At 55.2% G+C, this 14,149-nt stretch carries 14 protein-coding genes; 13 read left to right on the forward strand and 1 reads right to left on the reverse strand.

The features are described from left to right. Nucleotides 1-54: 54 nt before the first annotated feature. From DWY25_RS05370 to DWY25_RS05425, 12 genes are all read left to right on the forward strand, one after another. Nucleotides 55-381 (forward strand): paraquat-inducible protein A, encoded by a 327-nt coding sequence (locus DWY25_RS05370; protein WP_006059087.1) that lies wholly within the window; start codon nucleotides 55-57, stop codon nucleotides 379-381. 136 nt (nucleotides 382-517) lie between these two features. Then, nucleotides 518-988: a ribosome maturation factor RimP gene (locus DWY25_RS05375; RefSeq protein ID WP_006059088.1), complete on the forward strand. Its 471-nt coding sequence runs from the start codon at nucleotides 518-520 to the stop codon at nucleotides 986-988. Between the two features lie 21 nt (nucleotides 989-1,009). Then, nucleotides 1,010-2,725: a transcription termination factor NusA gene (nusA, locus tag DWY25_RS05380; RefSeq protein ID WP_117894387.1), complete on the forward strand. Its 1,716-nt coding sequence runs from the start codon at nucleotides 1,010-1,012 to the stop codon at nucleotides 2,723-2,725. A 24-nt stretch (nucleotides 2,726-2,749) separates the two neighbouring features. Further along, nucleotides 2,750-3,007, forward strand: a complete 258-nt coding sequence (rnpM, locus tag DWY25_RS05385) for an RNase P modulator RnpM (RefSeq protein WP_006059090.1) — start codon at nucleotides 2,750-2,752, stop codon at nucleotides 3,005-3,007. Then, complete coding sequence (locus DWY25_RS05390) at nucleotides 3,000-3,299, forward strand: L7Ae/L30e/S12e/Gadd45 family ribosomal protein (RefSeq protein ID WP_117894388.1); 300 nt, start codon at nucleotides 3,000-3,002, stop codon at nucleotides 3,297-3,299. The genes rnpM and DWY25_RS05390 overlap by 8 nt, the downstream gene beginning before the upstream one ends. A gap of 100 nt (nucleotides 3,300-3,399) precedes the next feature. Further along, complete coding sequence (gene infB, locus DWY25_RS05395; RefSeq protein ID WP_244925936.1) at nucleotides 3,400-5,157, forward strand: translation initiation factor IF-2; 1,758 nt, start codon at nucleotides 3,400-3,402, stop codon at nucleotides 5,155-5,157. 36 nt (nucleotides 5,158-5,193) lie between these two features. Beyond that, nucleotides 5,194-5,538, forward strand: a complete 345-nt coding sequence (rbfA, locus tag DWY25_RS05400) for a 30S ribosome-binding factor RbfA (protein WP_117894390.1) — start codon at nucleotides 5,194-5,196, stop codon at nucleotides 5,536-5,538. A 130-nt stretch (nucleotides 5,539-5,668) separates the two neighbouring features. After that, the gene (locus DWY25_RS05405; protein WP_117894391.1) at nucleotides 5,669-5,971 is read left to right on the forward strand and encodes a WXG100 family type VII secretion target; all 303 of its coding nucleotides are present in this window, start codon (nucleotides 5,669-5,671) and stop codon (nucleotides 5,969-5,971) included. A 15-nt stretch (nucleotides 5,972-5,986) separates the two neighbouring features. Then, a complete protein-coding gene (locus tag DWY25_RS05410) occupies nucleotides 5,987-6,280 on the forward strand; it encodes a pore-forming ESAT-6 family protein (protein WP_006059095.1) in 294 nt (97 codons plus the stop codon). Between the two features lie 3 nt (nucleotides 6,281-6,283). Next, entirely contained in the window at nucleotides 6,284-8,212 is a 1,929-nt protein-coding gene (locus tag DWY25_RS05415; protein ID WP_117894392.1) for an Ig-like domain-containing protein, read from the forward strand. Continuing rightward, complete coding sequence (locus tag DWY25_RS05420) at nucleotides 8,209-12,102, forward strand: FtsK/SpoIIIE domain-containing protein (protein ID WP_117894393.1); 3,894 nt, start codon at nucleotides 8,209-8,211, stop codon at nucleotides 12,100-12,102. Before DWY25_RS05415 ends, DWY25_RS05420 begins: the two co-directional genes overlap by 4 nt. A gap of 1 nt (nucleotide 12,103) precedes the next feature. Next, the gene (locus tag DWY25_RS05425) at nucleotides 12,104-12,358 is read left to right on the forward strand and encodes a hypothetical protein (protein ID WP_006059098.1); all 255 of its coding nucleotides are present in this window, start codon (nucleotides 12,104-12,106) and stop codon (nucleotides 12,356-12,358) included. On the opposite strand, the gene DWY25_RS05430 is transcribed toward DWY25_RS05425, so the two are convergent. Then, a complete protein-coding gene (locus DWY25_RS05430) occupies nucleotides 12,339-13,130 on the reverse strand; it encodes a tRNA 2-thiocytidine biosynthesis TtcA family protein (RefSeq protein ID WP_117894394.1) in 792 nt (263 codons plus the stop codon). The two genes, DWY25_RS05425 and DWY25_RS05430, sit on opposite strands and share 20 nt — an antisense overlap. Before the next feature lie 134 nt (nucleotides 13,131-13,264). Here DWY25_RS05430 and truB point away from each other — a divergent pair, with 134 nt between their 5' ends. Next, a complete protein-coding gene (gene truB / locus DWY25_RS05435) occupies nucleotides 13,265-14,140 on the forward strand; it encodes a tRNA pseudouridine(55) synthase TruB (protein WP_244925937.1) in 876 nt (291 codons plus the stop codon). The last annotated feature ends 9 nt before the right edge of the window (nucleotides 14,141-14,149 follow it).

Consider the following 14,149-nt stretch of genomic DNA (forward strand, 5'->3'; position numbering starts at 1 on the left):
TCCTGTTATAATAGAGACAGAAGAGAATCCGTTCTTTCTGAAGGAAGCGGTGCTATGAAAATTGAATGTCCTGTCTGTCATGAAGAAATCCCGGCTTCCCAGCTCAATGAAATCCGGGAATTCGACTGTCCGCATTGTCATTACCGCATTGAAATGGAGCCGTTTGCGGCGTCGCTGACGCAGCTGTTTCCGGTTGCGGCGCTGATCCTGTTTATTCCGGTGTTTACGATTTTGAAACTCTTTCTGCCGGAACAGACGCTGGTGATCGTCTTTTTAGTCGTCTTCTGCGCCGGCGCGCGGCTGCACTGGAGCCTGTATATTTTGCGGTATCTGGGACTGCTGAAATTCCGCCGTAAGGTTGCGGAGGAGAAGAAACTCTGAAAAACGTGAGGAAAAGCGCGGCTTGATTTCAGAAAAAGCTTGATTTTTACGCTGTTTCTGTGTATAGTAAGAGTGTATAAAGAAACAGCAGGAGTGGTGAAAGCCACTCCTTCATTCATGTTATAAGGAGAGAAAAATGGAACAGTTAGAAAACATTAAGACGTTGATTCTGCCTGTCCTGGACTCCCTTGGCATTCAGCTTTACGATCTGAAATGGGTGAACGAAAAGAAATCCCGGATTCTTCAGATCGCAGTGATGAGAGCTGACGGATCTATGGACATCGATACCTGCGCCTTAGTTTCGGAGAAAATTTCTGAAGCTCTGGATGCCCATGACGATTGGATCAGCTTTGAATACTTTTTGGAGGTGTGCTCGCCCGGCGCGGAACGTGAACTGCGCAACGCCGGGGAAATCCGCGGTGCGCTGGGCAAGCATGTCTGCGTCCGTTTAAAAAGTCCGGTCAAATCGATGATGGAAATCACCGGCGATTTACTGGAAATGAATGAAACCACCCTGACCCTTAGCTATCGCGATAAAGCCGTAACCCGCAAGGCTCAGGTGGAATTGGATCAAATTGAAAAGATCCGCCTGGCTGTGAAATTGTAAGGACTTGGAGGAGAAATCGCAATGAATTTCAAAGAATTTTTGAAGGCGATGCAGACGATCGAGGATGACCGCAAGATCACCAAGGAAATCGTCATCGCCGCACTGCAGGAGGCTTTAGCCAAAGCCTATCGCAAACACATCGACATTCCGGACGTGCTGGTCCGTGTCGATATCAACGAAGCCAACGGTCAGATTCATGTGTACCAACAATATACCGTCGTCGAGGAAGTCGAAGACGAGGAACTGGAAGTCGCGCTGGCCGACGTCAAGGACAAGGGTTATCAGCTGGGCGATTTAGTCGATCACGAAGTCGATATCAGCCAGATCGGCCGGGCTGCCGCGCTGTTGGCGAAAAACGTCATGAAGCAGAAAATCCGTGAAGCGGAGAAGCAGGCGGTTTATGATGAATACATCGATCAGCTGGACGAAATGGTCACCGGCATGATTGAGTCGGTTGAGGAGAAGTTTGTCGTCGTCAATCTGGGAAAAACGATGGCGCTGATGCCGCGCGCGGCTCAGATCCCGGGCGAACGCTACGTTGAAGGCCAGAGTATCCGCGTCGTCATCACTGAATGCAACAAGGATACCAAGGGCGCGCAGGTGCTGGTTTCCCGTTCCGACGCGAAGCTGGTCAAGCGTTTGTTTGAAAAGGAAGTTCCGGAAATTTACCAAGGCGTCGTTGAGATCAAAGCGATTGCCCGGGAAGCCGGCGAACGGACAAAGATGGCCGTCTGGTCGAACAATCCGGACGTCGACGCGATCGGCGCCTGCATCGGTCCGCGCGGCAGCCGCGTTCAGGTCGTCATCGACGAGCTGAAGGGCGAGAAAATCGATATCTTTGAATGGAGCGACAACATCAGCGAGCTGATTAAAAACGCGCTGGCTCCGGCCCAGATTCTGGCTGTGCTGCCGACGGAGGACAAGCGTTCGCTGTTAGTCGTCGTCGAGGACAACCAGCTGTCGCTGGCGATCGGCAAGAAGGGTAAAAACGCCCGCCTGGCCGTGAAGCTGACCGGCATGCGGATCGATATCAAGACGGCCGGCGAGATTGAGGAACAGGGCATCGACTGGAAGACGATGATGCTGCAGTTCGCCGCTGAGGAACAGAAGCGGCTGGCGGAACAGCGGATCGCAAAGCAGCTGGAAGAAGCCGGCGTCCAGGAAGTGGAGACAGAACCGGATGACGAGCTGGAAGCTGTGATCGAAGCACCGGAAGTTGCTGAGGAAGCGGAAGCTGTCCAAGAAGCGGTCGTTGAAACGCCGCAGGCGGAAGCGGAAGTCGAACCGGAACCGGAGATAGCGGAAGAAGAAACACTGCCAGAGCCGGAAATCCAACCGGAACCGGAAATTCAGCCGGAAGTCAAACCTGCTGAAGTCCAGCCGGAAGTCAAACCGGCTGCGCCTGTCAAGAAAGAGGAACCGGTCCGGGCCAAGCGTGAGATTCGCGAACGCCGCGAGTATGTATCCCGTTTTGAACGGCTGGCCGATCCGACGCAGTCCCCGTCGCATACCGAAGAAAAAGCGCCGCTGCGCCGCCGCAAGAACGTCCGCGAGGATGACCGCAAGCTGCGTTTGAAAGATCTGAAGAAGGATAAGGACTACGAATTCAAGCCAGTCTATTCAGAGGAAGAGCTGGAAGAAATCCGCCGCCAGGAAGAACTGGAAGCGCAGAACAGCTGGATTGAGGACGATATCGATTTCGACGAATTCGACGAATACTACGACGAAGAAAAATAAACTGGAAAGACGGGAGGGAGTACGATGAAGAAAATACCGATGCGCAAATGCGTCGCGACGCAGGAACAGTGTCCGAAAAAGGAACTGCTGCGGATCGTGAAAACACCGCAGGGCACGGTGGAAGTGGACCTGACCGGCAAGCTGAACGGCCGCGGGGCGTATCTGAAAAGAGATGCGGCGGCGCTCGAGCTGGCGATCAAGCGGCAAAGTCTGAAACGCGCTCTGGAATGCGAGATCCCCGAAGAGGTTTATGATAAAATCCGCGAGGTTCTCGGTGAATAACAAGGTTTCAGGCTTGCTGGGGATCGCTGCCCGCGCCCGCAAGGTCGCAACCGGGGACAGCGTGATGGCGGCAATCCGCCAAAACAAAGCGAAGCTGGTTCTTCTCTGCACGGACTGCGGAAGCAACGCGCAGAAGAAGATTCAGGATAAATGCCGTTTCTACGGCGTTGACTGGATAGTCGAGGGAACGGCTGAAGAACTGTCGGCCGCGCTTGGTCAGCCCAAACGGATCGCATGCGCGGTTCTGGACGAGGGACTGGCCCGGTCTATTCAGGATGCAGTTATGAAATGAGGTGAAGGTATTGGCTAAACAACAAAGAAGGAATAACTCGGGAAGACGGAATAACCACAGATCCAACAATTCCAATAATTCCTATAACCCACGGCCGAAGATGGAAGCCGTAACCAGCATTACCTACGAGGAAGGGATCAGCGTCGGGGAATTAGCGCAGAAGATGAACCGCAATGCCAGCGATATCATCAAGCTGCTGTTTATGCTGGGCAAGATGGTGACGATCAACAGCTCGATGGATGATGAAACGATTGAGTTAGTCTGCATGGAGTACGGTGTTGAAGTCAAGAAAGAAATTCCAGTGGATCAGGACAGCCTGGAAGATGAAATTGAAGAAAATCCGGCGGATCTGGTTCAGCGCCCGGCGATCGTTACGATCATGGGTCACGTCGATCACGGCAAGACCACGCTGCTGGACACGATCCGGAAGACGCGGGTCGTCGAAGGTGAATTCGGCGGCATCACGCAGCACATTGGTGCCTATCAGGTCAGTGTCCAGGGCAAGAAGATTACGTTCCTGGATACGCCGGGCCACGAAGCGTTTACCGCGATGCGTGCCCGCGGCGCGAAGGTGACCGATATCTGTATCATCGTCGTTGCTGCGGACGACGGCGTTATGCCGCAGACCAAGGAAGCGGTCGACCATGCCAAAGCGGCGGATGTTCCGATTATCGTCGCTGTCAACAAGATGGATAAGCCGGCTGCCAACCCGGACCGCGTCATGAATGAAATGTCAGATCTGGGCTTATTGCCGGAAGAATGGGGCGGAGATACAATCTTTGTCAAGTGTTCGGCGAAGCAGGGAGAAGGCGTCCAGGATATTCTGGAAACAATTCAGGTCGTTGCGGAGATGCGCGAACTGAAAGCCAACCCGAAGCGCAACGCTACCGGCACGGTCATCGAAGCGAAGCTCGATAAGGGCCGCGGACCGGTCGTTACGCTGCTGGTTCAAAACGGCACGCTGCATACGGGCGACTGCATTGTGGTCGGCGCTTGCTTCGGCAAGGTCAGAAAGATGACCGACGACCGCGGCCGTGAAATCAAGGAAGCGAAGCCGTCGACACCGGTCGAGATCATCGGCTTAAACGACGTTCCGGTGGCGGGCGATATGTTCAAGGTTTTCGACAGCGAAAAGCAGGCCCGCGCGATCGCGGAGCGCCGTTCCCAGACCAAGATCGAACAGGAACGCAAGAGCAGCTCAGCGATGAGCTTAGACGATCTGGCCCGTCAGATCGAAGCCGGCGAGGTCCAGGAAATTCCGGTCATCGTCAAGGCCGACGTGCAGGGATCGGCGGAAGCCGTCAAGTCCTCGCTGGAGAAGCTGGACGTGCAGGGTGTTAAGGTCAACGTCATCCGTTCGACCGCCGGCACGATCAGCGAATCCGACGTCATGCTGGCGAGCGCTTCCAAAGCGGTAATCTACGGCTTCAACGTCCGTCCGGACGCCAACGTGCGTAAAAAGGCGGAAGAAGAAGGCGTCGAGATTCGTCTGCACAACATTATCTACAAAGCTATGGAGGAAATGGAACTGGCGATGAAGGGCCTTTTGGCGCCGGTGTACGAGGAAGTCGTCATCGGACAGGCGGAAGTCCGCCAGACCTTCAAGGTTTCCAAGATTGGCACGATCGCCGGCTGTATGGTAACCGACGGCAAGCTGGTCAAGGACTGCAAGGTGCGTTTAATTCGTCAGGGCATCGTCGTTTACGACGGTCAGCTGGGTTCGCTGAAGCGTTTCCAGAACGACGCCAAGGAAGTCAGCAACGGTTATGAATGCGGCTTAACGATCATGAACTTTAACGATATTAAGGAAGGCGACCTGATTGAGGCCTACGCCGATCAGGAGGTTCCTCAGAATTAAGGACACGCTTTTCCTGAAGAAACAGGAGGGACGCTCATGTCTGTCAAACAAGAACGAGTAGCGCAGATCATTCTCAAAGACGTCACGGATATTATTCAGTTTTCCCTGAAGGATCCGTCCGTCGGGTTCGTCACAATCACTGACGTACAGGTGACCAACGACTACTCCTACGCAACGATTTACGTTTCTTTCTTAGGCAAGGAAGAACGCAAGCAAGCGGGCCTGAAGGTGCTCAACCGGGCGAAGGGCTTTATCCGCTCGGAGCTGGGCAAGCGGCTTTCGATCCGCAAGGTGCCGGATCTGATTTTCAAGCTCGACGATTCGCTAGAAAAAGGCGAACGGATCGACTCGATTATCTCTCAAATTAATCACGATGCGTAACCAGGAATCCTGTCTGAAATAAATCAGACAGGATTTTTTTTAACTTTTTTAAACTTTTTTCCATTTTTTAGGGGGCTTTTTCAAAAAAACCGCAATATTAATACTAGGGGCGTGCAGAAAGGAGAACACAATGAGAACGATTGCGGTGGAACCCACCCGGCTGGAAGCGTGTGCCGGACAGATCGAACAACTGCGACAGGAGGTGGAAAGGACGGTAGCGCGGCTGTATGAACGCGTTGAGCTGATGGCGGCCAACACCTGGATCGGCCGGGACAATCTGGCCTTTACAACACAGATTCAGGGCTATCAGGACGATTTTCGAAGAGTGGAGCTGTTGATGCAGCAGTACAGCGAATTTTTGAATGCATCGGCTCGCAGCTACCGGCAGATGCAGGAAGAACTGGCGGCGCAGGCCAGCCGGCTGGCTAATTAAAGGGAGGAAGAAAAAATGGACAACTTAAAGATTTCTTTAGCGGGAGTTAAGGATACATCCGGCGCTATCCGCGTCTGCAACGAACAGATTTACAGCGCGCTGATCGAAGCGAAGAAACAGATGAACGACCTGGCGATGGTGTGGCAGAGCGATGGTTCCGAGGCCATCCGGCAACGGTTCAATCAATTTGCGGCGCAGTTTGAGACCCAGAAGCAGATCATCGAATCGTATGCCCGGTTTCTGGATACCGCCGTGTCCAGTTACGATACACTGGAAGCGACGATCCAAAACAACGCCGGTTCGTTTTAGCATATGCGCGGACGTTGGCGGAGTCTGGCCGCGGCCGGATTGACGGTGCTGATGATGGCGGACGGCTGTATGCCGCAGCCGTCGGGCGTTCTGCGGTGCGATTGGGCGAAGATGCTGGCGGAAACGTTGTTCTTTGACGCTTCCGCCGCCGGCCTGGCCGCATTGAAAGACTGGGGCGTGGAGGTCGAAGCGGACCGGCAGCGGATTTCACGGACAGCGGCATGCATCAATTTGCTTCAAGCTTACGACGGCGAGGCGCAGTCATTGGACCGCTGCCAAACGCTGGGATTTCTGACGAAACTGGACGGTTGGCTGACGGCGGAGGAAGCCGCAAGTTCCTTGGCGGCGCTGACGCGTTCCCTGAATGAAATTGAGGATCAGGAAAGGTTCGAATGGGAGGCTGCGGGGTTATGGGGCGGCGAGGCCAGGCCGGATGAAACGGGCCGGATTGCGCTGGAGCCAACCCAAAGCGGACAAGTCGGACAATGGTTCACGGATCCGGATAAGAATGAAGTTTATGTCACGGATTCCCTTGTCGAAACGGAAGATCAGATTCTGGCTGAAGTTCATTCGGAAGATCCGCAGACCTGGCTGGCTGAGACACAGTTTAACCTCTCGTTTGACGCCGACTGGAGTCAGGCGGAGATCCTGCCCTATGCGCAGGACAGTTCAGGTCTGCTGCCGGTCGCGATGAACCTGACCGAAGCGGCAGAACCGCGGTTCGCGCTGATGAAGCAGCAGTTTGAAGTCGGCGGGACGCAGGTAAGCTGGAGCGTAGCGGCCAGCGGCATTCATGTCCACGCGGCCAAGAAAATGACGAACGGCGCGACGCTGCAGATGGACTATGACCTGACGGGCGTGCATCCGGTGATCGCCTGGAATGGTTTAGGCAAGGAGGGCCGTCTTCAGCTGGATTTTACGATGAGCGAATCAGCCGGTCTGACGCGCGGGGTGTCCAATACGCTGACCAGCGATTTTTCCGGCCTGGATCCGCATGATTTGTTAAGCTCGCTGACCGCTTCCTTTACCAACGCGCGGAAGGAGGCGAACACCGTGATCCCCATTGCGAAGATCAAGCTGCCGGTGCCGCAGTTTCCGATTGTCGATCTGCTTTTAACCCTGCAGCTGCATTGCTACGCCGGCGGCAAGATCGAGCTGCTTTTAAGTCAGGAAGGCAGCGTCGGCATGGAAATAAGAAACGGCGTTCCGCGGCTGATTCATCAGCTTGAACACCGTCATGATTTTATTTTTCAAGGGTCTTCGAAAATGACAGCTGCGGTGGAAGCTTCCGCCCGGGCCGCCGGAATTTCACTGATGGATCTGCTGCTTCAGACCGGCTTGCGCGGCGTGATGCGAACGACGGCCTGGATTGGAGAAAACGGCGGGCTGGAACCACGCGAGGCAGGAGAATTACCTTTGGAAAGTCAGCCCGTCCATGCAAATCTGCAGTTTTGCAGCGATCTGAACGTCCACGGCATCCTGGAGCTGGAGATCAATTCGTCCGACTCGCTGGCAGGACGGTTAGGCATGGGCCGCACATTCTCCATCCTGAACGAGAATAACGCGACACTCAATCCGCATGGCCGCACACACCTGGAAAATGGGATCTTCGTTGATCACTGCACCCGCGGCCAACATTCCGCGTCCACGCCGACCCCGGCCCCGATCATCAACACCGACCGGATCGAACTGGCGGAAGTCCAGCTGATTTTAAGTCCCGGTCAAAGCGGACAGATCGTGATCCGCGGATTGCCGGAAGGCGTGGCGGCGTCGGATCTGATCTATTCCGTCGCACAGCCGGATATCGCGACTGTCGTGCAGACCGGCCGGGTGCGGGCGGTTAAAGCCGGGGATACGATCGTCACGATTACCGAGCCGACTGAAACCTACAAGACAAGCTGCCATATTCATGTGCGGACCGAGGCGGCATGATCGTCTGTATTTTATGGCAGCACCGGCTGGCGGTCCGCCATGTTTGTTCTCAGCGCGGCTTATTCTTCGCGGTGGAGGCCGACGGCGTGCTGGCGATTACCCGGAAGGGGGAAGGCTGGCAGGCGCAGCTCAGCGAGACGCTGCAGTTTCTGGACAGCTCACGCCGCTGCCGCTTGATCAAAGGGCGTCATGACGAGCTTTGCTATCTTCCGTTTTATGAAAAAATTGATCTTTACTACTATTTCGAGGATGTCGGTTACGATCAATACAAGCTTTATCAACGGCCTCAAGGCCGCTGGATGCTCAGCGAGGCAGCATTGACGAATACCTGCGGCAATCAGGACGAGCCGTGGGCGATGCTGGACTTCGATCAGAATGTGGCTGAGGAAAAAGCGATGTTTCCCGGTATGATCGTCAACGGCGTTCATCAGCGCGAGACCCGTCTGGAAGCAGGAATGCGCCTGCAGTTTGCGGCGGTCACCGTTTTGATTCACCCTGCTTTTATCGCGGTCAACAACCCGGGAATGCGGCTCAAAATCAAGCTGAAGCCGCTGCGCTGGCAAACCTTGACCGACTGGATGTACCAGCCATCCGATAAGCTGACGCTTTCCTTTCATCCGGCGTTTCAGTTTTACCCCGCTGATCCGCAATGCTCGCTCACCTTACCTCAGGGCCCTCCGGTTAAATTCAGACCCATGACCTTCAGTGTAATGACGATCGGACCTTCGCTGATGATGGGTGCAGCCTCGATCACCGTCGGTTTATCGCTAGGTCAGGGGGCGGCGGGAATGATGGTCCTGATGCCGGCCGTCATGATGTTTTCAGCGGTGTTCTGGCCGCTGGCTCAGCTGACCGTCAACGTCCTGTTGAACCGGCGTGACCGGCTCCGGCAAAAACGATGGCTGACGGGAGTGCTGGAAGATTGGGAGAAAACCTGCCAGGCGGCGCTGCGGGAAACGGTTACGTTTTTGAAGCGGTGCTATCCGGACGCCGAAAGGTTAATCGCACAGATTGAGGAACAGACTGTATTCGATACCGACGCGGCTCATCCGCTGTTCGGTAAGCTGTGTTTAGGCCGTCAGCGGCTGACGCTGATTCCCAAAATGAAGCTGGAGACACTCGATTTGCGCAATGCCGCGGATCAGGAGGTCAAGCGGCAGATCGAGGTCTGGCAAACGACGCATTCCTTCAGCGCCGCCGCGCCGCTGCCCTGGGATCTCTTTGAATTTGACCAAATCGGTTTGGTCTGCGATGAGAAATCGCTGTTTGCGTTTTTCAATACGGTTTTGATGACGTTTGCGGTCCATCACCAGGCTCAGAGCGCGGCTCTGGCCTGGCTCGGTCCCATTTCCAAGGACATTTTTGAAACGCTCTGCTGGCTGCCTCAGCTCTATGATGACCAGGGCCTGCGGCGGATCTGGACAAATCAGGACGATTGGGACCGCGGGCGGCGGCAGATTCAGGAAATCATGATTCCGGTCTGGACGCTGGTGAGCGATCCGGGTGCGGCTGTTTGCTTTGGAACACCCAAAGCGAAATCCTGCGTCTGGCAATGGGCCGCTCGGATATCGGATCTGCGCCTGGCGGCGCAGCGGATTCTGATGATCGAACAAGGTCATGGCCGGATTCTGACACGCTCGGGACAGCTGGTCCAGGAATTTGACGTTGATTTCAGCTATGCGAAGAATTTTCGCGAAAGCGCTCTGTCCCTTTACCGCGCGGAACAAAGAAGCCGGGGATCGCACCGTCAGGTTGATTTTCAAAGCCTGGTTGCCCAACCAATGCTTTCCGCTCCGCCCTGGCAGGAAGCGGCAAGCCTGACGCAGCTGCGGATTCCTTTGGGACTGGACGAACAGGGGCAGCCGGTCATTCTGGATCTGCACGAAAAAGGGCAGGGACCCCACGGCCTGATCGCCGGAATGACGGGCAGCGGGAAAAGCCGGCTGCTGGAAACACTCGTGCTTTCGGCGGCCTGGCATTACAGCCCGGATCAGCTGCAGTTTGCCATCATCGATTACAAGGGCGGCAGTTTGATCGAACAGCTGCGATTCCAAGGGCGGCTGCTTCCGCATTGCTGCGCAGAGCTGAACAATGTCGCAGAAAACGGTGTAGAACGTTCCTTGATCTATCTGCGTCAGGAGTGCGAACGGCGGCAGCGGTATTTCGCTCAGGCGCAGACGGCGTTAAAACAGCCTGTTTCCGATCTGGATCACTACCGCCAGCTTTGTCTTGATCATCCCCAGCTGCCGCCGTTGGCGCATTGCGTACTGATCATCGACGAATTCGCTGAGCTGAAGCAATCTCAGCCGGAATTTATGCAGGATCTGATTCAGATTTGCCGGATTGGGCGCAGCCTGGGGTTGCATCTGATCCTGGCGACGCAGCGGCCGGCAGGGATTGTCGATGAACAGATGTGGAGTAATTTCAATTTTAAGCTCTGCTTGAAAGTGGCGCAGAAACAGGACAGTCAGGAGCTTCTGCATTGCGATAAAGCGTTGCGGTTAAGCCGGCCCGGGCAGTTTCTTCTGCTAAGTCAGCAGGATTTAGTACAGGGGCAATGCGCCTGGCTGGGCGGCAAGCAGACGCCGGACCCGGTCGTGCGCTGGCTGGATTTCCGGTTGAAACCCATCCGCGAAACGCAGCATGGGAAAAATGCCAGCCTGCGTCAGAGCGAAGCGCTGATGGCGGCGATTATCCGGGAAGCGGACCGCCGCGGTTTATCTGCTCCACCGTTATGGCCGCCGCTTCCCACGGCGGTAGAGCTGGACATGTTAAAAAGACAGACAGCGGGTCTGGTTCTGGGGATCGGCGACGATCCTCTTCACCGCGCAACGCCGGTGATTGTACACCCTTTGGCGCACGGCTTGCTGATCAGCGAGGAAGCAGCGGCCCAGCGGGCATTTCTGCAATGTCTTGTGCAAAGCGCGGGCCGGTTTGACGAAACGGCTGAATTTGTCGTGCTGGATCCGCTGGATCAGCTGCCGCAGTTCTCGGCAGAGCCGGCAGTGATCGAAGTCCTGTCCTTTAAGCATCCGGAATGGATCGAGCGATTTTTCAGCCTGCTTGACCGCGGTCTGCGGCAGCGCCGTTCTGCTGAAATCCCCTTACTGATTGTGGTGCTTCAGCTTGGCGCAATTTTGGATCGCTGGGATCATCTGGCGCTGTTTCAACGGCTATTGGAAGAGGGCCCGTCGCTGAACCTGTATTTATTTTGTGCCGAGAAGCAGATCAGCCGGCTGCCGCTGCGCCTGGCGCAGAACCTGCGGATCCGCTACATCCTCGGCCCGGCCGCGCCGGCGCAGCTTGGCGAAGCGCTGGAACGAACCTGGACTCAGCCGCTGGCGACCGGAAAGGGCTTGTTTTTTAAAGAAAGCGTCATGGACTTTGTTCTGGCCCGGCCGCTTCCTCCGCCTGCGGAAATGAAGCCGAAACGCTGGCAGCTGCCGCGGCTGCCCGAACGGTTGCCGCGCAGCTGGCTGAAAAAGAACGCCGTTTTTCTGGGCGTGGATCCGATTTTGTGCCAGCCCGTTTACGCAACGCTGCACGCGCGGCAGCATCTGGTTGTGACCGGCTATGACGCCAGCCTTTGCGCAGCCAGAATCCGGCAGCTTGGCGGGCCTTATCCCATCGTCGAAACTTCCCGGCAAAGCGAAGTGGAAATCTTTTCCTTTTTTGAAAGAGAAACACCGTTCGTCCTGGTCGCCGCCGCGCATGAAATCCAGCGCGGTTCTTGGCGGAGACTAGTTGATTTTTCTTTGACGCTTTGGTCGGGGCCGGGCTTGCGGCAGCAGCTGTTTTTTCCGGTGCCCGCCGCTGTGGCGAATTTAACAGAGCAGGAAAGTGTGTGGATTCAAGGTGAACAAATGCAACGATTGAGGGAGATAAAATAACATGGAAAATGAAGTATTACTAGGTTTTGAGTTAGTCTGCTGCGACCAATATTTTGAATGCAGCGCCGACCCGTCGCTGACGCTGCGGGAAATTGTCGAAGGATTGCAGGAAATGAGTCCGCCGGAAATCCGTGAGGAATTCGATTTGTGCCAGCCGCTGATCTTATGCGACGCCTGCGAGCATCGCATCCTGGACGAACAAAAAACAGCCGCCCAGCTGCGGCTGCCGGACGGCTTTAAGATTCTGATTTACTGATGGGGTGAAGCTCAGCTTGCTCATCAGCGGTTTCCTCATGCCACAGACTGAGCTGCTTTTCGTTGTGCAGCATCAGCAGAAAGTTGTCGCGGGCCATCGGGTATTCCGCATACAGCCGCTCGAGCATTTCTTTCATATCCTGCCTGCGGGTAAAGCCGTCCATCGGACAGGTCGACTTCACTACCGGGACGCCGCAGCTTTCGACGGCCGCGCGGATTTGATTTTCCCGGGCATAGATAAACGGGCGGATAAACGGCATTTCCGCGTTGGACAAATACATCTTCGGCGCGAAGGTCGCCAGTCGGCCGCCGTAAATCGCATTCATTAATAAGGTTTCAATGGCGTCGTCTCCATGGTGCGCAAACGCGACCTTCGTACAGCCGAAGTCCTTTGCGGCCCGGTTGACGGCGCCCTTTTTTAGCGTCGAGCATAACGAGCACTTTAAAGAACCGTCGTCATTGGCCTGGATCTTTAAAATATCGTAAATTCGGCTGGGCACGAGCTCCAGGCGGATACCGTGCTGTTTGAAAAAAGCTGCGGCGTCCGTGAAGTCCATGTCGGGAAAGCCCATCTGAATATGAATGCCGACGACTTCAAACTGCTTGCTTTGAATCCGCTGGCAGAATTGCTGGTAAAGATGCAGGCAATAAAGCAAAAGCATGGAATCCTTGCCTCCGGAAACGCCGACCGCAATCCGGTCGTGATCGGCGATCATACCGTAGTCCTGGTCGGCTTTGCGGATACAGCCTAAAATTTGTTTCATCGCGTTCATCAGTCAGTCCTCCTGCGTTTTTTTCTTCCGTCCTATTATACCACAGGCCCTGTTTGAAGCCCAGGTGAACATTCCGTGTGAGATTTGCGCGGATGCGGCGATAGGCTTTGCAAACGGAAGTGAGCCTTGGTATAATGAAACGTAGAGTTTGGAGTGATACAGTGGACGGAATTTGTTTAATTAATAAACCGGCAGGAATGACGTCGTTCGACGTCGTTTATCAGGTCCGTAAAGCCGCCGGCATCAAGAGCGTCGGCCATACTGGTACCCTGGATCCGCAGGCGACGGGCGTTCTGGTCGTGCTGCTGGGCCGGGCCTGCAAGGCGCTGCCGTATTTATCAGGCAAGACGAAGGAATACATCGCCGAGCTGACGCTGGGCACGAAAACCGATACCGGCGATATCTGGGGCAAACCGTTGGAAACCAGACCGGAGATCAAGCTTGAACCCGGGCAGATAAAGGCTGTGCTGAACAGCTTCTTAGGCGTTTCAATGCAGCTGCCGCCGATGGTGTCCGCCATCAAAAAGGACGGCAGAAAGCTGTATGAATATGCCCGTGAGGGCGTGGAGGTCGAACGGGAAAAACGGCCTGTCGAGATCATCGAAATCGAGCTTTTGCAAGTTGCGGCGAGCATCCGGTTCCGTGTCGTTTGTTCTAACGGAACTTATGTCCGCACCTTGTGCGAGGATATCGCGGAAAAGTTGGGCACCGTCGGCACGATGAGCAGTCTGATCCGCACCCGGGCCTGCGGTTATACCCTGGATCAGTGTCAGCCGCTGGATGAGGTGAAGCAGGGGCATTTTCAGCTTGTTTCCATCTATGACGGCATTGCTAGTCAATATCCGCTGATAGAAGCGACACCGGCGCAGATTCCGGATATTAAAAACGGCAAGCGTTTGTGTCTGGACAGCATGGAGCCTGTCGTCGGCGTCGTGAGCGGAAATCAGGTGCTGGCGATGATGGAACGGCAGGAAGATGGAATTTACCGCTGCCTGCGGGGATTATGGTAGGAGAAACAT

This window comes from Holdemania filiformis, assembly GCF_003459085.1.
Taxonomy (GTDB): domain Bacteria; phylum Bacillota_I; class Bacilli_A; order Erysipelotrichales; family Erysipelotrichaceae; genus Holdemania; species Holdemania filiformis.